Source organism: Microbispora oryzae (genome assembly GCF_017896165.1).
Taxonomy (GTDB): domain Bacteria; phylum Actinomycetota; class Actinomycetes; order Streptosporangiales; family Streptosporangiaceae; genus Microbispora; species Microbispora oryzae.
Genome location: NZ_JAFCNB010000014.1, coordinates 24,348 through 45,344 on the forward strand (window position 1 = coordinate 24,348; position 20,997 = coordinate 45,344).

Genomic DNA, 20,997 nt, shown 5'->3' on the forward strand with positions numbered 1-20,997 from the left:
ACGGCGCCCGCATGTGCGCAGGACGGTGACCCGGCCTGTGCCGGCCGAGGCGCCGGTGCGGAGCGCCTGGGAGGGGTTCGACGGAATCGATCATCATGCCGTTGAGGCGGCCGGGGCGTCCGGCAGCGCCTACGCATCTCTCCGTAGGCGACCCGTACGCAGGTACGCTCCAGGCGGTAGGGCGGTCGCGCGTCTGGACGGAGTGGCCCCGCACACGGGAACCGTAGGATCGCGGCATGGAACACCGCGTGGTGTCGTCGCGCCTTCCGGTGGCGGCGCAGGACGTGTTACTCGCGCTGTTCATCACCGTGATGCAGGTCCAGGGCACGATGATCCGCAATGCCGGCGAGGTGGTACAGCGTCCCCTTGCCGATCTCGCGAACCTGGGATACGTGCTGCTGATCCTGAGTGGCGTGGTCGTCTCCGTCCGCCGCCGGTGGCCGGTGCCGGTGTTCGTCACCGCCGCGCTCGCCAGCCTGGTGTACTACGGCCTCGACTTCCCGGACGGGCCCGGCTGGCTGGGGCTGTTCGTCGCCCTGTACACCCTCGCCGCCCATGGGGACGGGCGCCGGTCGCTGGTGATCGCCGGCGTGGGCACCTCGGTGCTCGCCATCGGCTGGCTGGTCGCCGCGGCCGACATCGAGCCACGCGCCGCCATCGGCTGGGTGTTCTTCCGGATCGGCGCGTCGGTCATGAGCGCGGCCCTCGGCGAGTCCGCCCGGTCCCGGCAGGTCATCGCGGCCGAGGCCCAGGAGCGCGCTGAACTGGCCGAACGGACTCGCGAGGAGGAGGCGCGGGCGCGTGTAGACGCCGAACGGCTCCGGATCGCGCGTGAGGTCCACGACACCGTCGCGCACGCCATAGCGATCATCAACGTGCAGTCCGGCGTCACCGCGCACGTGCTCGACAAGCGGCCGGAAGTGGCGCGCGAGGCGCTGCGCGCCATCGAGCAGACCAGTTCGCGGGCGCTGCGCGAGATGCGAGCCATCCTAGGGGTACTCCGTGACGACGACAGTGACGACAACGAGGGGAGGGGGCCGTATCCGGGGCTGGGGCAGATCGGCGAACTGGCCGCCAAGGCACGCGAGGCGGGACTCGACATCGAGGTCGAGGAGGCCTCGCCCGCGGCGCCGTTGCCCAGCGCGGTGGGCGGCGCCGCCTACCGGATCGTTCAGGAATCAATTACCAACGTGGTCCGCCACGTCGGCCCGACTCGGGTGACGGTGACGCTGAACCCCGGGGCCGAGGCCTTGGAGATCCGCGTGACCGATGAGGGCCGCCGCGCCGCCGCAGGTCATGACTCAGCGGACCCGCGCCTGCCTGCCCGGCATCCGAGCGGCACCGGAGGCTCGGCCAAGCCCCGCCACGGCATCGCCGGCATGCGCGAGCGCTGCCGGCTGCTGGGCGGAGAATTCGACGCCGGGCCGCTTCCGGGCGGCGGATTCGAGGTCAAGGCACGACTGCCGCTCGCGCCGGCCGGGCCGCGCGTATGAACACGGCCGCCTCACCGTCGACCAACGCTCAGATCAAGGTCCTGCTCGCCGATGACGAGGGCCTCGTGCGTTCCGGGTTCAGGGTCCTGCTCGACCTCGAGAACGACATCACGGTGGTGGGGGAGGCCGCCAACGGCGCCGAAGCCGTCGAACGGGCCCGCGCCACCCGCCCCGACGTCGTCCTCATGGACGTCCGCATGCCGCGGCTGGACGGGATCCAAGCCACCGCCCAGATCGCCAGGACGCACGGCTTGGAGCAGGTCCGAGTCCTCATCCTCACCACCTACGACACCGACGAGTACGTCTTCGACGCGTTGCAGGCCGGCGCCAGCGGCTTCCTGCTCAAAGACGCCGGGCCGGCTGAGCTCCTGCACGCCGTCCGGGTGGTCGCCGCCGGAGACGCGCTGCTCGCACCCCGGATCACCCGACGCCTTATCGGCCGGTTCGCCGCGCTGCGAACAGTCGCCCGGGCCGCGGAGGACCGGCTCGCGGTGCTGACCGAGCGCGAGCGCGAAGTGCTGGCCCTGGTGGGGCGGGGACTGAGCAACCACGAGATCGGTGGCGAGTTGTTCGTCAGCCCGGCCACCGCGCGCACCCACGTCAGCCGCGCGATGACGAAACTGGGTGCGCGCGACCGTGCGCAACTGGTCGTCATCGCCTATCAAACAGGACTGGTCAGCCCCGCGATGTAGGGCACGGCCGCTTCGGCGGTCGAACGGCGTAGCCGCGCCAGGTCCAGCCCGACGAGGAGCCCGTCGCGCTTGACGACGCGTCCGTCCACCACGACCGTGTGGACGTCGGCCGGGCCGAGTGAGGTGACCACCGCCCCCGCGACGTCACCGGTGCCGAGCAGGTGGCTCAGGCCGTCGAGCAGGACGAGATCGGCGCGTTTGCCGGCGGAGATCGTGCCGACGGCATCGTCGATGCCGATCGCGCGTGCGCTGTCGACGGTCGCGGCGGCGAGGATGCCGCCGGCCGGATGCATGGTGCCGGTGTGGGCGCGATGCGACCGGAGGGTGTCGCGCATCGGCTCGAACAGGTCGGCCGGGGCGTTGACGACGACGTCGGTGCCGAGGCCCGCGCGTCCGCCCGCGTCGGCGAACCGGCTGAAGGCGGAGGCGCCGTGGCCCATCGTGGCCTCGACGATCGGGGTCACGGTGACGCCGACGCCGTTGTCGGCCAGCAGTTCGGCGTCGTCGCCGGTCATGTTGTTGACGTGTACGAGCTGCAGGTGCGGGCCGAGCAGGCCGGCCTCGCCCATGCGGCGCAACGGTGAGCCGGGGCCACCGCCGGCGTGCATCGAGACGACGAGGCCGAGTCGCCGGCCGAGCTCGATCTGCCGCACGGCCTCGTCCCAGGGACCGTAGTCGGTGCCGAGGATCGCGAGTGCGCCGGTGATCCGGCCGCGAAGGTCCGCCATCCGTCGCACGTCCCGCTCGTCGTCCGGGTTCGCGTGCGCTACGACGGCGCGGATGCCGGCGGTTGCGTAGGCGTCCAGCACGGCGTCGGTGTGCTCCGGTGTGCGGGTCGCGTTGCTCCAGTCGAAGACGGTGGTGATGCCCGCGTTGAGGGCCTCGGCGGCACCGAGCAGTGTCGCGTGGTGGGCTTCGCGCGGCCCGTAGCCGTTCAGAGCTCGGCCGAGCACCGCGGTCATGTACTCGGGCAACGTCATGTCCGGGCCGATCCCGCGCAGCGGCGCCTGCCAGACATGGCGGTGCCCGTCGACGAAGCCGGGCACGACCACCAGCCCGTCGGCGTCGATCACTTCGGCCGCTTCCGCGCCCGGGGCGGAGCCGACCGAGATGATCTCGCCGTCGTCGACGAGGATGTCGGCGCGTTGTCCCGACGCCAGATGGCCACCCTTGATCAACAGATCCATTTCTTCTCCCAAATAGCTTTTGGGAAAGCTATCCATAAAGCTTTATGGGCGCAAGTACGATGTGCTGATGGCCAGGGACACAGTGGACGAGATCGCCGACGCCTGGCGCAGCGAACTGCCGGGCGTGGTCGGCATCGAGCTGGAGCTGAGCAAACGGGCCGCACGGCTGGCCGCGCTGCTCAACGCGCCCGTCGAGGCGGTGCTGGCGCGGCTGGGTCTGACCAAGGCGGAGTACGACATCCTCGCCGTGCTCAGGGCGTCCGGGAGGCCCTACCGGCTGCGTCCGTCGGCGCTGACCCAGCGGCTCGTGCTGACCTCCGGCGGCACCAGCAATGTGCTGCGCCGCCTCGCCGCCGCGGACCTGGTCGAACGCGACCCCGACCCGTCCGACGCGCGCAGTTCGTGGGTGCGGCTCTCGGCGCGCGGGGTGAAGGTGGCGGAGGAGGCGGTACGGGCCGCCAGCGCCGCGCAGGCCGCCGCGCTCCGCGACGTGGCACCGCGCACAGCCGGTGCCGCCATCGACGCCCTTCGCGACGTACTGGTCGCTCTGGGCGACACGGCCGTGTAGGCCGCGGTTGGCCGCCGCGCCGATCGCCGTCGGCGCGAACGGGCACACGCACAGGTACGCCCGGAACGCCGGCACTCCACCGAGCGGGCGGCGCTCAGCTCGTGCCGTGGAGCGCGTCGACGCCCTTGCGCCAGGTGGTGTCGAGATCGGCGCCGGGTGGGAAGCGCTGGTTCAGTTCGAGGATGACCATGCCATGCGCGAAGGCCCAGACGGCCCGTGCGTGTTCGCGGTCACCGCCGGTGGCGTCGAGGAGCGGCTTTCCGGCCGCCTCCTCGACGCCGGGGGCAAGCAGGTCGCGGCGCAGGGGCCGCTCGGTCATCAGCCGGTAGAGGTTCGGCTGGCGGCGCGCGAAGTCGCGGTACGCGGCGATGAGGGCGGCGATCGGGGCGTCGGACCGATGGACGGCCTGCGCGAACAGGTCGGCCTGCTCCTCGAGGCCGACCGAGATCAGTGCCGCCTCCAGTGCCTGCTTGTCGTGGAGGTGCTCGTAGATCGAGGAGGCGCGGATTCCGAGTTGGGCGGCGAGGCGACGCATCGACAGTGCCTCGGGGCCTTCCCGCTCGAGGAGTTGCCGCGCGGCCCGCACGATCTCCTGGGCCCGTGGAGTGAGCCGGCTCAGTGCGTGGACAGGCATCCGTCCCACTTTCTCGCGTTGCCTAACGGTGTTAGGTTAGCGGCCTAACGCCGTTAGGAAGAAGGTGGCGTCCATGCCCGCCAGTGCCCCCTCCCCGCATGTCGAGACCGGCACCGGCTCCGGCCGGATCCGTGACCTCGTGGCACGGGCCCTGCTCGTCCTCGCCGCCGCCGGCGCCATCGCCGCGGTGGCCGGTGCGGTGGGCGCAGTCGCGGACGCCGGACCGGCCACGCGGATGGTCGAGACCTGGCGCATGCTCGGCTTCGGCGTCTTCGCGGGTGTGTTCCTGCTGCTGGCCTACCGCCCCCGGCTCTACGCCGGGATCTGGGAGCTGGCCATCCTCAACAAGCTCGGCCTGACCCTGGCCGCCCTGTCGTTCGGCAGCGGGACCGACGGCGCCGGCACCGTGCTGATCGCCGACGGAGCGGTCACGATCATCCTGCTGGCCGCGTATGTGCTCAGCCGGGGCTGGACGGCCTGGGGTGCGCGATTCCGGTGCCCTGCCTGTTGACGCGGCCGGGCCGAAGAAAAATGGAAGGCGCCGCCCGATCTTCACTGCCCATACTGGTCGGCATGAAGCTTGCTGAGGCACTTGCGCTTCGCGCGGATGCGGCGCGCCGCGCCGAACAACTGCGTGCCCGCATCGCCGCCAGCGCCCGCTACCAGGAGGGCGAGGCGCCCGCCGAGGACGCCGCCGCCCTGCTGGCCGAAGCCGACGAGGTCCTCGGCGAACTGGAGTCGCTGATTCGGCGGATCAACCGCACCAACGCCTCCACCCGGCTCGAGACAGGCGGCACGCTGACCGACGCGCTGGCACGCCGAGACGTGCTGCGGCTGCGGCACGCCACAGTCACCTCCGCCGCGGGCGCCGCCGCCGGTGACGGGCAGCGTGGGTTCCGGCAGCTGCGCTCGGAACTGAAGATGATCCCGGCGCTTCCGGTGGCCGCGCTGCGTGCCCAGGCCGACGACTTCGCCCGGCAGCTACGCGAGGTCGACACGCTCATCCAGCGCACCAACTGGGAGGTCGACCTGCTGGACTGACAATCGGGTGCGGAGCGGGTAGCCGACGTGGAGGCGTGCACGAACCCGCGAGCCGGCGGGCGATCCGGCTCTCTCCTGGTGCGCCGAGGGCAGGCGCAGGGGTTCGATTCCCTGACACACACCGCATGCCCAGCACACCGCACAGGTGACGGCGCACAGGGCACGGCACACCACCAGGTGCAGATCCACGACGGCGAGGGCGGGCAAGGGGCATTCCGCACCCCGATCACACGGCCACCGGCCGGCTACGAGCAGCGAAGATCCGGCGCCCGCAGCCGGTCGCATGCATGGCTCTACCGGTTTCAGCCGCTTATCCTGGGCGAATGAAGATCGGCAAGCTTGGCGTGGCCGGCGGCGCCGTCCTCCTGGCGGTCGTCCTGCCGGGATGCTCGGCCGAGGGCGCCTCCCGCACGGACGATCTGAAGGTGAGTAGCCCGGCGTTCGCCGAGGGTGCCGCGATTCCCAAGAAGTTCGTGTGCGCCGAGCAGGGAGGTCAGGATGTCTCGCCTCCGCTGGCCTGGAGCGGCGTTCCCGAGTCCGCCCGCGAGCTCGCGATCGTGGCCGACGATCCGGATGCCCCCGGCGGGACGTACATCCACTGGATCGTGACCGGCGTCCCCGTGTCCGCGACGAGCGTGAGCGAGGGCCGGGCCGAGGGGAAGGCCCTGCCGGGCAGCAGCGGCAGGGCCGGCTACGCGGGCCCCTGCCCGCCCGGTGGCGTGCATCACTACCATTTCATCGTCTACGCCCTGCCCGGCCCGATCACCCCGAGTGGTGACGCGAAAGCGGTGCACCAGCAGATCAAGGACGCGTCGATCTCCTCAGGCGAGACCGTCGGCACCTGGGGAAGCTGATCCGAAGGAGGCGGGCCGCCAGGACCGTCGAGGGCAGTGACCACGAACGTTCGCCGAATGGGAATGGCGGCTCATCCGCTGGCGGGTTTGACTCGATCTTGCGGCGTCCACTTCGAGTACGGGTCGGGCGAACCAGCTGTCTTACGGGGACGGCCACCCGCTCATTCAATGCCAGACGACGTTGTCGAGGAAGGCTTCGATGGCCGTCGTCACCTGGCCAAGGACCTCGGCGGTCTTGTATAGCGGTCCGGGCAGCTGCATGCCGTGATCGGCGCCGTCGACTTCGAGCAGGTGCGGCGTCAGCTCCCGTGCCAGCGCGCCATCCCAGAAGGCGTCCGCGGTGCCGCCGACGAGCAGGAAGGGTTCCGTGGCCCGGCGCAACGCGTCCGCGCACGCGGCCACCGTGAGCAGCGGCGTCAACCAGACCGCCGGCAGGCCGCGGTCTGCGGCCACCGCCGCACCGAATGAGCCGAGCGACTTGCCGATCAGCAGCGGTGCCGGATGCTTTTCTACGACTGGCGTTACCTGCTCGCAGACCCAGAACGACTTCTCCTCCAAGGCGCAGCCCTCTGGCGGTGTCCACCAGATCCGTTCGAGGCCGGCGCCACGGCGGTGCGCCGCTTCGCTCGCGTAGGCGAGCGGCCCTGCCATCGGCCCGTACATGCCACCGGGGACGATAACGGCGTGCCGGTTCGATTCCCCGTAGCTCATGGCCGAAAGATACCGGCATGCGGCGGGTTGAGGGGAGGGGATGGCCATCACCCACGACAGCCAAGCCCTGGAGCCGCTCGTGCGCGGCATCTCGCCGATCCGCTCCCGCCGCGGGCTAGGGCAGGTAGGGCGGCCGGGTGTCATACAGCCAGGTCCAGAAGAACGTCTCGAGCGGCCGGTGGGCGTAACGCTGGGCATGCGCGATGAACTCGCGCGTCGTCACCACACCGTGCCGGTTCGCGGCCGTCCAATCGCGGACCATCGCGAAGAACGCCGTGTCGCCGAGCGTGACTCTCAGGGCGTGCAAGGTCAGGGCCCCGCGCTTGTAAACCCGGTCGTCGAAGATGTTCTCCGGGCCGGGATCGGCGAGCACGAGATCCTGGGGGAGCGACGCGAGCCTGTCGCGCCATCGCCGCGCGTGCTCGCCCGCGTGCTCGCCGCCGGAAGCCTCCGACCACACCCACTCCGCGTAGGTCGCGAAGCCTTCGTGCAGCCAGATGTCGCTCCAGTCGGCCAGCGTCAGGCTGTTGCCGAACCACTGGTGGGCGAGTTCGTGGGCGACGAGCCGTTCGTCGCGCCTGCGGCCGTCCACGTGGTTTCTGCCGAAGACGGACATGCCCTGCGCCTCGATCGGGATCTCCAGCTCGTCGTCGGCCACGACGACGGTGTACGCACCGAACGGGTAGGGCCCGAACCGCTCCGCGAAGACGGCCAGCATCTGGTCCTGGCGGCCGAAGTCGTGTTTCACCTGGGCCGCGAGCCGCCTGGGGAAGGCCAGCGCCTGGGGGACCGTCCCCGGCAGCTCGGCCCTCTGGTAGAGCCCGATCTGGACGCTCGCCAGATAGGTCGCCATGGGCTCGTTCTGCTCGTACACCCACGTCGTCCCCGACGCCGCCCTGTGCGTGGACGCCAGACGCCCGTTGGCGATCACCTGATAGGCCGAGGCCGTGGTGACCGAGATCCTGTAGGAGGCCTTGTTCCCCGGGCGGTCGTTGCACGGAAACCACGACGGCGCTCCGATGGGCTGGCTGGCGACGATGGCGCCGTCGGTCAGCTCCTCCCATCCGAGGCCGCCCCAGTGGCTGCGCACCGGGCGGGGGCTGCCCGAATATCTGACCTCGGCGATGACCGGCTCGCCAGGTGGCAGTGAGCGCCCGGGCGAGATCGTGAGCTTGCCGTCCCGGTGCGTGAACGGCACCTGCTCGCCGTCGACGAGCACCCGGGAGACCCGGAAGACACCGAGATCCAGCGCGAGCCGGTCGAGTGGCTCTTCGGCCACCACAGTGAGCCGGGCGACCCCGTCCAGGCGGTTGGGGCCGATCCGGTAGCCCAGTGTCAGGTCGTAATGATCGATCCGGTAGCTCTCGTCGCCGTGCCCGGCGAAGTAGGGGCGGTGCACGCTCACGTTCCGTTTGGTTTCCAGCATCAGTCGAGCATCAATCAGACGGCATCTCACTCGGACGGAGCCCACCCGATCGTGGTGTCCGCCCTGGCCAGGGCCGCGGGCAGGACGACCCCGTGCGGACCGAGAGTAGCCCCCTTCCGGCGCCAGGCAGAACAGGCGGATGTTCCCCAATCGCCGGTAACGACTGTAGAGGGCGGAGCCGACCGGCCCATCGGCCGGTCGGCCCCTGTTCACTACGGTGGCGTCCCCGGTACGTACACCGTGATCGCCACGCCGGCCCGGTCAGCCGCAGCTGATCGCGTTGTAGGCGGTCTCGTAGGACGTGGTGACGTTCTTGCCATTGATGATCGATGTCCCGGTCACGGTTACCTTGCCCGCGCCGATCTGCTTGGCCCGCGCGTTGAAGGACTGGTACGCCTGCTTGCCCGGGGCCACGTCGGCCACGGTCTTGGTGCCGTACGGGGAGGTCAGCGTCACGGTCGCCGGGACGTCGCCGTCGTTGACGGCCGTGACCGCGACGTACGCCGACGTTCCCATGCAGCGGGACGAGGCGGTAACGGTCAGCGGCGTCTCGGCGGGCTGCGGGGCCACCACCGTGAACGTCGCGGACTGGACGTCAGCGGTGTTGCCGGCCTTGTCGGTGGCCCGGTAGCGCACGGTGTGCTCGCCGACCTGGTTCACCGATACCGGAGTGGTGTAGGCCTGGAACGCGCCGCCGTCCAGGGCGTACTCGACCGTGTCGACACCGGACTCGGTGTCGGTGGCCGAGATGGTCACGGTGGCGGAGTCCACGTAGTCGCCATTGGCGTTCTTGTCGCCGGACACAGCCGCCGACACCGTCGGCGGGGTGGTGTCCTTGGGCTGCGGGGCCACCACCGTGAACGTCGCGGACTGGACGTCAGCGGTGTTGCCGGCCTTGTCGGTGGCCCGGTAGCGCACGGTGTGCTCGCCGACCTGGTTCACCGATACCGGGGCGGTGTAGGCCTGGAACGCGCCACCGTCCAGGGCGTACTCGACCGTGTCGACACCGGACTCGGTGTCGGTGGCCGAGATGGTGACCGTGGCGGAGTCCACGTAGTCGCCATTGGCGTTCTTGTCGCCGGACACAGCCGCCGACACCGTCGGCGGCGTCGTGTCGGTGGGACCGGCGCTGGTGACCACGAGCTCGCCGACCATTCCCGCGTGACCCGGGATCATGCAGTAGTAGCGGTACGTTCCAGGGGTGAGGTTCACCTGAACCTCGTGCCTGCCCCCGGTCGCGTCGAAGGGGCTGGCGATGATGTCGACGCTGACGTCGTGGTTGTAGCCGGGGCTGGAGGTGTCGAACGTCAGCGTGTGCGTCATCCCGAAGGTGTTGCCGGTCGACGCGTTGGTCTCGAAGACGATCGTCGCAGGGCCGGCCGTCGCCGTGGTCGGCATGGACATGTACTCGGTGTAACTGTTGCCGGCGGTCCAGACGAGCGTCTGCTCCGCCGCCTGGCCGGCCTGCGGACTCTGGCTCTGTGCCGCGGCCCCGGCTCCCGACAGCCATACCGTCGGCAGCGCCACTGCCACCATCACCAGGGCCACGCGTCCGAACGTGGCAGGGGTTCTGAGCGCTCTCCGCAATTCACTGAGGAAGTCCGAAAAGGATCTGATGCGCATATACCGTGTACCTCTCATGATCTGATGCGCCGGCCGGCGGACATCGCGCCTTGGCCGGGGTCACTCGGAGGCGTGCCGGGGGGGAGAGTTCGCGCACACGGGCGTCGCGGAACTCGGCCAGGCGGTGTCGGCCTCGGAGTGGTGGTAGGTCGGGCGGCCATGACGGGCGGCGTCGCCACGCCCGGAGTCAGGGCGACGTTTCCCTTACGGTCACGGCGCGGCGCCAGGCGGGTGGCCGGGGTGTGCGAAGAGGTCTCTTCGGCCCATCGTCCGCTCCTTCGGTTGTGGGGGGGTAACAGCAACCTTCGGAAGAACTGCCTGATCAGCCGCAGTGATGACCGGGCTCGCCGACGTCGGACGTGGCGCCGACCTCGTCGATTTCCTCGTCCCTGCGCCGATCGATCATTCCCGGTGACGGCAGCGGTGCCGTGACGTCCTACATCCCTTCAGAGGCTGGTGTCCGCTTCTCAGGCGCTTCGGCTGGAAACGTAACAGTCTGGCCGCATTTAGTCCACATTGATGACAAAGTTAACTGCTTCGTTACCATATCTACGGAAGAGATCACTAAAGACCCGTTACGCCTCTGATGGAAGTGCCCTTACCACCTGCGCGAATTCCCCCGGATCGGCTTGGCCGACGCCCTGCGGGCCCGGCCTTGAGATCTCGGCCTCATGTTGTATCCGCCGGCTCGCTGCCGGCATCACGGGACCACCCCCCTGCTCGTCGTACCCGGGCGAGTGCCGTCACCGATTGGGAACCATGACCGAGAAAAGCACTGATGTTAGGCGGCGCCTGTTCTCCCGGCGGGCCTTCACCGCCACCGCGGCGACGGCCGCCGTGATCGCGCCGTTCGCCGTGGTGAGTAAAGCCACCGCGGAGCCCGCCGGTAAGACTGCGGGCAAGACTGCGGGCGAGCCGGGTGAGGTCCGGCGCATCACCCTTTATGTGGAGAACATGCCGGACGGTCAGATGGGCTACGGCCTGGAGCCCGGCAAGCCCACGATCCCCGGCCCCCTCATCGAGATGATCGAGGGGGAGACTCTCGAGATCGAGCTGGTCAACAACGCCGACGTGACCGCCAGCCTGCACGCGCACGGAGTCGACTACGAGGCGACCAGCGACGGCACGCGGATGAACGACAGTGTGGTGGAGCCGGGAGGCCGGTACGTCTACACCTGGCGCACCCACGCCCCGGCCACCCGCTCGGACGGCACCATCGCGGCCGGCAGTGCGGGTTACTGGCACTATCACGATCATGTGGTGGGGACCGACCACGGCACGGGCGGCATCCTGCGCGGGCTCTACGGGCCGCTGGTGGTGCGCCGCACGGGTGACGTGCTCCCGGACAAGACCTTCACCGTCGTCTTCAACGACATGAAGACCAACAACCTCACCCCGGCGCCCGACTTCACCGCCAAGCTCGGCGAACGAGTGGAGTTCGTCGTCGTCGCCCACGGCAACCTCTTCCACACCTTCCACATCCACGGGCACCGCTGGGCCGACAACCGCACCGGCATGCTCAAGGACCTGGAGGAGCAGAGCCGGATCATCGACACCAAGACCACAGGTCCCGCCGAGTCCTTCGGCTTCCAAGTGATCGCCGGCGAATACGTCGGCCCCGGAATGTGGATGTACCACTGCCACGTACAGGGCCACTCCGACGCGGGGATGGCCGGGACGTTCATGGTGACCGGCGCCGCGAGCGAGAAAGTGCCGCTGACCGTTACCGCCTCGTCCCGCTGCGTGGGCCCGTCGGTGTACGTCGCGGTCACGGCCGTCAACGACGGCGACGTGCCGGCGACCGTGACGCTGACCACCCCGTACGGCACCAAGACCGTGGCCGACGTGGCCCCGGGCAAGCAGGCGTACCAGTCCTTCAACGCGCGGGCCAAGCAGATCGGCGCGGGCAAGGTCACTGTCACGGGCACCTCGTTGATCAATGGCAAGCAGGTCACCACGTCTTACGAGACCGCCTACAACGCGATCAGCTGCGGCTGACGCGGCTTCGAATTTCCTTCTCTCCTGCGCAAATCTCACGGACCACCCCCCTGCTCGTCGTACCCGGGCGAGTGCCGTCACCGATTGGGAACCATGACCGAGAAAAGCACTGATGTGACGCGACGCCTGTTCTCCCGGCGGGCCTTCACCGCCACGGCGGCGACGGCCGCCGTGATCGCGCCGTTCGCCGTGGTGAGTCAGGCCACCGCGGAGCCCGCCGGTAAGACTGCGGGCAAGACCGCGGGCGAGCCGGGTGAGGTCCGGCGCATCACCCTTTATGTGGAGAACATGCCGGACGGTCAGATGGGCTACGGCCTGGAGCCCGGCAAGCCCACGATCCCCGGCCCCCTCATCGAGATGATCGAGGGGGAGACTCTCGAGATCGAGCTGGTCAACAACGCCGACGTGACCGCCAGCCTGCACGCGCACGGAGTCGACTACGAGGCGACCAGCGACGGCACGCGGATGAACGACAGTGTGGTGGAGCCGGGAGGCCGGTACGTCTACACCTGGCGCACCCACGCCCCGGCCACCCGCTCGGACGGCACCATCGCGGCCGGCAGTGCGGGTTACTGGCACTATCACGATCATGTGGTGGGGACCGACCACGGCACGGGCGGCATCCTGCGCGGGCTCTACGGGCCGCTGGTGGTGCGCCGCACGGGTGACGTGCTCCCGGACAAGACCTTCACCGTCGTCTTCAACGACATGAAGACCAACAACCTCACCCCGGCGCCCGACTTCACCGCCAAGCTCGGCGAACGAGTGGAGTTCGTCGTCGTCGCCCACGGCAACCTCTTCCACACCTTCCACATCCACGGGCACCGCTGGGCCGACAACCGCACCGGCATGCTGAAAGACCCGGAGGAGCAGAGCCGGATCATCGACACCAAGACCACAGGTCCCGCCGAGTCCTTCGGCTTCCAAGTGATCGCCGGCGAACGCGTCGGCCCCGGAATGTGGATGTACCACTGCCACGTACAGGGCCACTCCGACGCGGGGATGGCCGGGACGCTCATGGTGACCGACGCGGACGGGAACGTTCCGGGCCACTCCATGGACGACATGCCGGAGCCCTCGATGAGTGTGATGCCGAGCCACTCCATGGACGACATGGCGGGCCATTCCATGGACGGCATGTAACGGCGACGCCGTCATACGTCCGGAGAGGCTTCGGCTGGAAGCACTCCCTGTGCCATGAAGATCTCTTCGCGGGCCCGGTCGAGCGCGGCGAGGACGGCGCCGCGCGACACCGGCTCGCCCGGCGTCACTCGGCCGGAGCCCACGCCGTGATCGGGTTGCCGAACCAGCGGGTCTGGGGCGGGACGGACTCGCCGCGCATCACCAGCGCCGCCGGACCGATCGTGGTGTCCGCCCCGACCTGGGCCGCGGGGAGGACGACCCCGTGCGGACCGAGCGTGGCCCCCCTCTGGAGGTCCACCGTGTCGATGCTCATGACCCGGTCATGGAACAGATGGGTCTGCAACACGCAGCCGCGGTTCACGCTCACGCCGTCGCCGAGCGTGATCAGATCGGCCTCGGGCAGCCAGTAGGTGGCGCACGTCACCCCCCGCCCGATCCGCGCGCCCAGAGAGCGCAGCCAGAGGTTGAGCGGTGCGGTGCCCAGCCATGGCTCGGCGAACCACGGGGCGGCGAGCACCTCGACGAAGTTGTCCGCCAGCTCGTTGCGCCACACGAACGAGCTCCACAGGGGGCGGTTGCCGGCGCGGATGCGGCCGACGATCGCCCACTTGGCCAGGCTGGCGACCGCCGCGGCCACCACGCCCGCGCCGAGCAGGACCACTCCGCCGAGGAGTCCCGCGGCAGCGAAGCCGTACGTCGCGGAGAGTCGTTCGAGGACCGCAAGGACGAGCACGGCCAGGGCCACCGTGGCCGTGGCGGGGACGAGGCGGCAGAGCTCGACCGCCGCGCGCGCGACCTTCAACCGCAAGGGCGGATCGTAGGTGCGGGTCCGGTCGCCGTCCTCGACCGTACGGCGGAGCCTGACCGGCGGCATGCCGAGATAGGACGAGCCGGCCTTGGCCTTCTTCGGTGCCGCCGACAGGACGCCGACCAGCCCGTCCTTGGGCACCTTGCGGCCCGGGGCGGTCATCCCCGAGTTGCCGAGGAAGGCCCGCTTGCCGATGCGCGCGCTCGCGATCCGCAGGCGGCCACCCTCGAGCTCGTACGGCGCGACCATGGTGTCGTCGGCGAGGAACGCGCCGTCGCCGACCGAGGTCATCGACGGCAGCGCCAGTACGGTGGACAACTCGACGTCGCGGCCGACCCTCATGCCGAGGGCACGGAGCCACGACGGGGTGAGCACGCTCGCGTACAGCGGAAACAGCCACACACGGGCCATCGCCATGAGATGGCCGCTCGCCCACGCCTGCCACGCCTGGCGGCTGTGGACGGGGTGGCTGCCCTCGCGCAGCCCGAGCGCGAGCAGCCGGACGCTCGCGATGGTCGCCAGGGCGAACGCGGCCATCGAGGCGAGCGTCGCGAGTGGAACGCCGTACAGCGCCGAGATCAGCGGTGTGGAGCTCCCACGCAGGAAGGCGGCCAGCACCGCGACGCCGGGGACGGCGGCGGCCACCGGCAGGAGGCTCAGCACCAGCGCGGACACGCCGTAGACGGCCAGCCAGCGGCCGGTGCGCGCCGGGCGGTCCTCGGTCTTGCGGGCCTTGCCCTGCCGTACGGCCGGCGCCCCCGCCCACCGCTCGCCGGACGGCACGGTCCCCGCGACCGCGGATCCGGGAGCGATCTGGGCGTTCTTGCCGATCTTCGCGCCGGGAAGCAGGGTCGAGCGTGACCCCACCGTCGCGCCGGAACCGATGCGGATGCCGCCGATGTGGACACGGTCGCCGTCATACCAATATCCGCTCAGGTCCACCTCGGGTTCGACCGCGGCGTCGGCGCCCAGGCGCAACATGCCGGTGATCGGAGGCGGGGAGTGCAGGTCGGCGTTCTGGCCGATGCGCGCCCCGAGCGCCCGCGCGTAGTAGGTGACCCATGGGGCGCCCGACAGGCCGGGGACGCCCAGACGGGCGGCGAGCTGCTCGGCGAACCACAGCCGCAGGTGTACGTGGCCGCCACGGGGGTGGCTTCCCGGCTTCACCCCGCGCAGCAGAATCCGGGCGCCGCAGGCCGCGACGGCCATGCGTCCCGCGGGGGAGAAGAACAGCAGCCACCCGGCCAGCACCCAGCCCCAGGGGACCGCCGGCGCCCAGGGCAGGGAGACCACGTTGTTCAGCGTGGCCAGCGCGGTCAGCCAGCGCAGCCCGCTGACCGTGAGGAGCGGCAGCATCAGCGCCGCCTGCGCGACGGCCGCCCGCCGGGGCATCGGAGTGACGACCCGGCCGGTGGTGGCGGCCTTAGTGCCCGGCGAAGCGGACAGGTGGGCCGCGAGTGCGCCGAGCGTCGGATGATCGTAGATGTCGGCGACGGCGGCGGCCGGATATTCGGCGCGCAGCGCGGACGCCAGCCGTGCCGCGGCGAGGCTGGTGCCGCCCTCGGAGAAGAAGTCGGCGCCGGGGCCGGCCGGGGTGACGCCGAGGACCTGTTCCCAGTGATCGGCCAGCCGTCGCTCGGTCTCGGTCAGCTCTCCGTCCGGCGCGCCGGACGCCTCCGCGGTGGGCAGCGGCCAGGGCAGCGCATCGCGGTCGATCTTGCCGGAGGTACGGGTCGGCAGGCCCTCCACGAGCGCCAGGCGCGGCACGAGCGCGGCGGGAAGCGCCTGGCGCAGCAGGCCGGTCGCGGTCTCGTGGTCGAAGTCGCCGGTCGGGACGACGTAGCCGATGAGAAGCTGATTGCCCGCGCCCGCCGTACGGACCGCCGCGGCGGCACCGGAGACGCCGGGAAGCGCCTGCAGCGCCGCGTCGACCTCGCCCAGCTCGATGCGCCGGCCGCCGAGCTTGATCTGCTCGTCCGCCCGGCCGTTGAAGATCAGCCCGTCCGCTTCGGCGCGGACCAGGTCGCCGCTGCGGTAGGCCCGTTCCCAGCCGAGTGACGGCAGGGGGGCGTACTTCTCCGCGTCCTTCTCCTGGTCGAGGTAACGCGCCAGACCCACGCCGCCGATGACGAGCTCGCCCGTCTCGCCCATGGCGACGGGCTCGCCGGCGGCGTCGACGATGGCGAGGTCCCACCCGTCGAGCGGAAGGCCGATGCGCACCGGCCCTTCACCCGACATCCGTGCGGCGCAGGCCACGACGGTCGCCTCGGTGGGCCCGTAGGTGTTCCAGACCTCCCGGCCCGGTACGGCGAGGCGTTCGGCCAGCTCGGACGGGCACGCCTCGCCGCCGAAGATCAGCAGGCGGACCCGGTCGAGCGAGTCCGCCGGCCACAGGGCCGCCAGCGTCGGCACCGTGGAGACGATCGTGATGCCCTTGTCCACCAGCCACGGGCCGAGATCCATGCCGGTCCGCACCAGCGCGCGCGGAGCGGCCACCAGGCACGCGCCGTGCCGCCAGGCCAGCCACATCTCCTCACACGAGGCGTCGAAGGCGACGGAAAGACCGGCGAGCACCCGGTCGCCGGGGCCGATCGCCCGGTCCGGAAGGAACAGCCGGGCCTCGGCGTCCACGAACGCCGCCGCGCTGCGGTGCGTCACCGCGACGCCCTTCGGCTTGCCGGTGGACCCCGAGGTGAAGATGATCCAGGCGTCGTCGTCCAGGCCGGGAGGTCCCGGCCGGCCCCCGGGCGTGCCGGTCACCTTGACGGTCTCCCCGATGACGGCGCACACGGCCGCCTCGGAGAAGACCAGTTCGGCCCGCTCGTCCGGGTCGTCCGCGTCGACGGGGACGTAGGCGGCCCCGGCCGTCAGGACGGCGAGGATCGCGACATAGAGACCGGCGGTGCCGGACGGACGGCGCACCCCGACACGGTCGCCGGGGCCGATCCCCGCCGCGACCAGCTCGCCCGCCATCCGGTCCACCTCGGCCCGCAGCCCGAGGTAGTCGAGCCGGGTGCGGCCGTCGTCGAGCGCGAGCGCGTGCGGGTGACGCCGCGCCGTACGGTCCAGGACGTCCACGAGGGTCCTCGGCCGGGGAGCCGCTCCACTCGACAGGAACACGGCGCGGGTGTCCCAGACGAAGCCGGCGGCGTGGCCGGAGTCCGCGATGGAAGGACGCAACGGGCTCTCCTCGATGTCCGCGTGCCTGGCAGTGGCTCCCCCGAGGGGGATCGCGCGTACCGCGCGGGCATCAAGCCCTTCGCCCTGATCGTTACGAGGGTCGGAACGACTGACAATATGCATCTATTCCATGAACAATAGCCAAACCCCGGTAGATGTCGCGATCGTCAGGCCGGGCCGGCGCCGAGTTGCCGCATCATGGCGGCGCCGTCGAACTGCGTCCAGATGTCAGTCACGCGACCATCCTTGAGGCGGTAGAAGTTCATGCCCTCGACCCTGATCGTCTGGCCGGCTGCGGGGATCCCCATGAATTCCTGCTGCTGAGAACCGGTCACGACCCACCGGGTGGCGACGGTGTCGCCGCCGGCGACGATGTCCTGCAGGTCCTCCTTGATGTCGGGGAAGATCGCCTTGAAGCCCGCGACCTTCTGCTTGAAGCCGGCCAGCGTCGGCTCGTGGCCGGGCGCCGGATTGTGGTCGACCAGGCCCGGGTCGCAGAGCTCGTCGATCGTCGCCTGGTCTGCCGCACGGAACGCGTGCTCGAAGCGCGTGATGATCTCGACGTTGCCGGACAAGGGCAGATCCTCTTCTTCCGTCGGCGCCGATGGGTTCGCGTCCCAGCGGCTGATCTCGCCGGCCGGGTAGGCACCGAACGCACCGGTCTCGGCGCCGTTCTTGAGGCTGGTGAGGTAGGCGCCCCAGTTGGTGCTGCAGCCGCTCATGAATTCGCCGGCCTGTTGCCAGCCGGCGTGGGTGAACAGAAGCGTGGTGCCGCCGTGGCCGCCGGCTCGGAGGGCGAAGGTGATCCGGGTGCCGATCCAGGTGCCGGGTCCGTCGGTGACCCGCCACACCACGTGGTCAGGAGTGTCGGTCACGACCTGCATGACGGCGGCGGGCTGCTCGGCGTCACCGAAGTAGACACCGAAGCTGGAGCCGGCGGTGTGTTCGCCGGTGAGCGGCCGTCCGGTCCACCAGCGGGCTATGCCGTCGGTGCCGGCGATAAGGTCGTGTACCCGCTGCGGCGGGGCGTCGATGCTGATGCGGTGCAGGATGTCCGGCATTGTGGGTCCATTCGGTTGGGCGGCGACGAGGACGTCGGCCGGCTCGGTATGGGGCGGTCGCTCCGGGGGTTCCCCGGCCACCCCCTTTCGGGCGGATCTGCGGAAGTGACGAACGGCCGGGCGCCGGACGGACACCGCACCGCGAAAAAAATCGGCCGGAGTCGCCGTCCGTCCATGGCGACGCCGCCGGCGGTGACGGACGTCCGAAAATCGAGGCGCTACTGCTCGCAGCGCCGGCGCGCGAGATGGACGTCGATGTCGGCGGCGATCTCGACTGTCTTGGGCAGGACCCCCATGATCCGGCTGAATACCTGCTGTCGCTCCGAGGCCGGCAATTCGAGATAAGCCGAGATGGTGGAGAGATGGCCGACGTAGTCGCGAGCACTCATCGTCAGGCGCCGCTCGATCACGAACTGCTGAACATCGGCGAACCACTCAGACCGTTGGAGCTCCGTCCCCGGCCACTGCATGTCATGTCCCGGAGGCGTCCCATCCGGAGACGGCACCTCGTCGCTCTCCAAGAACGGTGCCCGGGCCGCGCGAAGAGCCTCCCCCACAGCCGGGTCAGCCGGCCGGACCGGTCCACCGAACGAGGCGAACACGCCACCCGGCTCCAGCAGGGATGCCATGCGCGGCCATCGACCCTCCGGGTTCGTCCAGTGCAGCGCCGCTGCCGCATAGATCAGCTCGTAGCTCTCGCCCGGGCGCACGTCCTCAAACGCGGCCTGCACGGTCGTGACGTTCGCCGGCACGTGCTTACGCAGCTCGGCGAGCATGGCCCCGTCAGGCTCGGTCGCGGTGACCGTGATCCCCGGTCGAGCGAACAGACGGGTCGCTTTTCCCGTCCCGGCGCCGATCTCGAGGGCGGTCCGGACCGGCCGGCCCGCGTACGTCATCACCAGGTCGAACAGCTCAACGGGATACCCCGGCCGGAAACGTTCGTATGCTTGCGCCACCGCTCCGAAGCTCAGCGCGCGACCAGACATGCGAGCATCCTGACACGGTCGGCTCCGTCAACGCCTACGATGCCGCGTCCATGGCCGGCGCCGTCGTCCGCGTCGCGCGCACCGATCGCAGGATGACGAACATACAGATCGTCCCGGCCGTACCGGCTCCGCATATCACCGCGTATGGGGGAACCAACGCGGCGATGGCGCCGCCGGCGGTCACTCCGAGCCCCTGGAGGGTCATGAGCCCGGCGCCCAGCAGGGACATGGCGCTGCCCCGCATCGTCACAGGCACCGCTCGCACGAACCACTGGTCCATGCCGAGCGTGTACGCGGCGCACAGCCCTGTGAGGAACATGAGCGCGACCGCGAGCGGCAGCGGTGGATGGACGGCGAACGCGGCCATCGGCAGCATCGACACCGCCGCCAGCGGTAGTGCGATCCGCTCGCGGGCGGCCGCCCCGAGCAGGGTGCCGGCCAGCACCTCGCCCGCCGCGGTCCCCGCCGGCATCGCGGCCAGGAAGAGCCCGAACCCCGCCGAGCCCGCACCCCCGGCGTCCGCGAAAGGCGCGGCGGTTCCTTCGGCGACGATGAAGAACATCGGCGGGATCCACCACATCAGCAGCAGCGCGCGGATCCGGGGGGCGCCGAGCAACCGCCGGGTGGAGGCGATCGACGCGCGCATCATCGCCTCGCCTCCCGATGCCCGGGCCGGGCGGCCGCGGGTGCCGAGACGCAGGAGCAGCGCGGAACCGAGAAAGGTGCCGGCGGTCACGTGCAGCGCGGTGCGGGGTGACAGCCATATCAGGGCCAATCCGCCGAGTCCGTAGCCGATGATCTGGGATCCCTGCGAGACCGTCCGCACCAGCGAACGGCCCAGGACGTACAGGTCGTCCGGCAGGATGTCGGCCAGGCTCGCCGCCCGGGTGCCGGTGAACAACGGCGACATCATCGAGACGGCGAAGCGGAGGACGAACAACACCGCGAGCGGAGTCACCGGGACGGCCATCAACGCCACGCAGCCGGCCGAGAGCAGGTCGCAGGCCACCAGCACCCGGCGGGCGGGGTACCGGTCGGCGACGCCGGAGAGCAGGATCCCGCTGAGAGCGTAGGGCAGGAAGCCGAGGGCGAAGACGAGCGCCGTCAGCGGCGCCGAGCCGGTCCGCCGGAACACCAGCACGGCCAGCGAGGCGTCGGCGAAGACGCTTCCCAGCATGGAAAGGACATGGGCCGTGAAAATCGCCCGGAATTCCTTGACCACGAACACGGCGCCGTATCCGGCTCTGACGCCTGCCCGGCTACGTGAGGCCGCTGAGGCGTCCTGCGATCCGGTCGTGGAGGAGGGTTCTGCCATGTGGAGATTCGCTTTTCCCTGTCATAGCGGTCACAGCAGGAACCCCGCGTGCGCCGAAGCCGGGTCCGAGGGCGGCACGACTGCCAGGGCCTTCCGCCCCTCGGACCCGGCGCGACGATCTCGTGACCGAATCGGACTGAGATCAACTTTCAGGGTCACGCCTGTCTAGTAAGGGAACCAGCCCTTGGGGATCGAGGTCATGGCGATTCACCTCCCTATGGATAGGACGTCCTCTGTGGCGAGAACGGTCGCGGGGGAGTGCGTCAACGGCGATCGC

The 20,997-nt window shown here is 70.4% G+C and carries 17 protein-coding genes; 8 read left to right on the forward strand and 9 right to left on the reverse strand.

What is annotated here, in order from left to right:
- Positions 1-236 precede the first annotated feature (236 nt).
- The gene (locus tag JOL79_RS23285) at positions 237-1,493 is read left to right on the forward strand and encodes a sensor histidine kinase (RefSeq protein WP_230985334.1); all 1,257 of its coding nucleotides are present in this window, start codon (positions 237-239) and stop codon (positions 1,491-1,493) included.
- Positions 1,490-2,185 (forward strand): response regulator transcription factor, encoded by a 696-nt coding sequence (locus tag JOL79_RS23290; RefSeq protein ID WP_210158020.1) that lies wholly within the window; start codon positions 1,490-1,492, stop codon positions 2,183-2,185. Before JOL79_RS23285 ends, JOL79_RS23290 begins: the two co-directional genes overlap by 4 nt.
- On the opposite strand, the gene JOL79_RS23295 is transcribed toward JOL79_RS23290, so the two are convergent.
- Positions 2,155-3,372 carry an amidohydrolase family protein gene (locus JOL79_RS23295; RefSeq protein ID WP_210158021.1) on the reverse strand — a complete coding sequence of 406 codons (1,218 nt, stop codon included), beginning with the start codon at positions 3,370-3,372 and terminating at the stop codon, positions 2,155-2,157. The genes JOL79_RS23290 and JOL79_RS23295 overlap by 31 nt on opposite strands.
- 67 nt (positions 3,373-3,439) lie before the next feature.
- Here JOL79_RS23295 and JOL79_RS23300 point away from each other — a divergent pair, with 67 nt between their 5' ends.
- Complete coding sequence (locus tag JOL79_RS23300; protein WP_210158022.1) at positions 3,440-3,940, forward strand: MarR family winged helix-turn-helix transcriptional regulator; 501 nt, start codon at positions 3,440-3,442, stop codon at positions 3,938-3,940.
- A 94-nt stretch (positions 3,941-4,034) separates the two neighbouring features.
- Here JOL79_RS23300 and JOL79_RS23305 read toward each other — a convergent pair whose 3' ends face one another.
- Positions 4,035-4,574, reverse strand: a complete 540-nt coding sequence (locus JOL79_RS23305) for a TetR/AcrR family transcriptional regulator (protein ID WP_210158023.1) — start codon at positions 4,572-4,574, stop codon at positions 4,035-4,037.
- 73 nt (positions 4,575-4,647) lie between these two features.
- Here JOL79_RS23305 and JOL79_RS23310 point away from each other — a divergent pair, with 73 nt between their 5' ends.
- From JOL79_RS23310 to JOL79_RS23320, 3 genes are all read left to right on the forward strand, one after another.
- Positions 4,648-5,085, forward strand: a complete 438-nt coding sequence (locus JOL79_RS23310; protein ID WP_210158024.1) for a hypothetical protein — start codon at positions 4,648-4,650, stop codon at positions 5,083-5,085.
- Between the two features lie 62 nt (positions 5,086-5,147).
- Positions 5,148-5,615: a DIP1984 family protein gene (locus JOL79_RS23315; RefSeq protein WP_210158025.1), complete on the forward strand. Its 468-nt coding sequence runs from the start codon at positions 5,148-5,150 to the stop codon at positions 5,613-5,615.
- A 323-nt stretch (positions 5,616-5,938) separates the two neighbouring features.
- Positions 5,939-6,469, forward strand: a complete 531-nt coding sequence (locus tag JOL79_RS23320; RefSeq protein ID WP_210158026.1) for a YbhB/YbcL family Raf kinase inhibitor-like protein — start codon at positions 5,939-5,941, stop codon at positions 6,467-6,469.
- Between the two features lie 165 nt (positions 6,470-6,634).
- Here the strand turns inward: JOL79_RS23320 and JOL79_RS23325 are convergent, their stop codons facing one another.
- The 3 genes from JOL79_RS23325 to JOL79_RS23335 form a co-directional block, all read right to left on the reverse strand.
- Complete coding sequence (locus JOL79_RS23325) at positions 6,635-7,180, reverse strand: hypothetical protein (protein ID WP_210158027.1); 546 nt, start codon at positions 7,178-7,180, stop codon at positions 6,635-6,637.
- A gap of 115 nt (positions 7,181-7,295) precedes the next feature.
- The gene (locus tag JOL79_RS23330; protein ID WP_210158028.1) at positions 7,296-8,606 is read right to left on the reverse strand and encodes a M1 family metallopeptidase; all 1,311 of its coding nucleotides are present in this window, start codon (positions 8,604-8,606) and stop codon (positions 7,296-7,298) included.
- Between the two features lie 261 nt (positions 8,607-8,867).
- Entirely contained in the window at positions 8,868-10,154 is a 1,287-nt protein-coding gene (locus JOL79_RS23335; RefSeq protein ID WP_210158029.1) for a cupredoxin domain-containing protein, read from the reverse strand.
- 834 nt (positions 10,155-10,988) lie between these two features.
- Between JOL79_RS23335 and JOL79_RS23340 the strand changes: the two genes are divergently transcribed.
- Entirely contained in the window at positions 10,989-12,227 is a 1,239-nt protein-coding gene (locus JOL79_RS23340; RefSeq protein ID WP_210158030.1) for a multicopper oxidase domain-containing protein, read from the forward strand.
- A 93-nt stretch (positions 12,228-12,320) separates the two neighbouring features.
- Positions 12,321-13,370 (forward strand): multicopper oxidase domain-containing protein, encoded by a 1,050-nt coding sequence (locus JOL79_RS23345; protein ID WP_210158031.1) that lies wholly within the window; start codon positions 12,321-12,323, stop codon positions 13,368-13,370.
- 124 nt (positions 13,371-13,494) lie between these two features.
- Here the strand turns inward: JOL79_RS23345 and JOL79_RS23350 are convergent, their stop codons facing one another.
- The 4 genes from JOL79_RS23350 to JOL79_RS23365 form a co-directional block, all read right to left on the reverse strand.
- Positions 13,495-17,358: a Pls/PosA family non-ribosomal peptide synthetase gene (locus tag JOL79_RS23350; RefSeq protein ID WP_230985335.1), complete on the reverse strand. Its 3,864-nt coding sequence runs from the start codon at positions 17,356-17,358 to the stop codon at positions 13,495-13,497.
- Between the two features lie 167 nt (positions 17,359-17,525).
- Complete coding sequence (locus JOL79_RS23355) at positions 17,526-18,419, reverse strand: ester cyclase (RefSeq protein ID WP_210158033.1); 894 nt, start codon at positions 18,417-18,419, stop codon at positions 17,526-17,528.
- Positions 18,420-18,637: 218 nt separating this feature from the next.
- A complete protein-coding gene (locus tag JOL79_RS23360; protein WP_210158034.1) occupies positions 18,638-19,405 on the reverse strand; it encodes a class I SAM-dependent methyltransferase in 768 nt (255 codons plus the stop codon).
- A gap of 34 nt (positions 19,406-19,439) precedes the next feature.
- Positions 19,440-20,720 (reverse strand): MFS transporter, encoded by a 1,281-nt coding sequence (locus JOL79_RS23365; protein WP_269143900.1) that lies wholly within the window; start codon positions 20,718-20,720, stop codon positions 19,440-19,442.
- Positions 20,721-20,997: the final 277 nt, after the last annotated feature.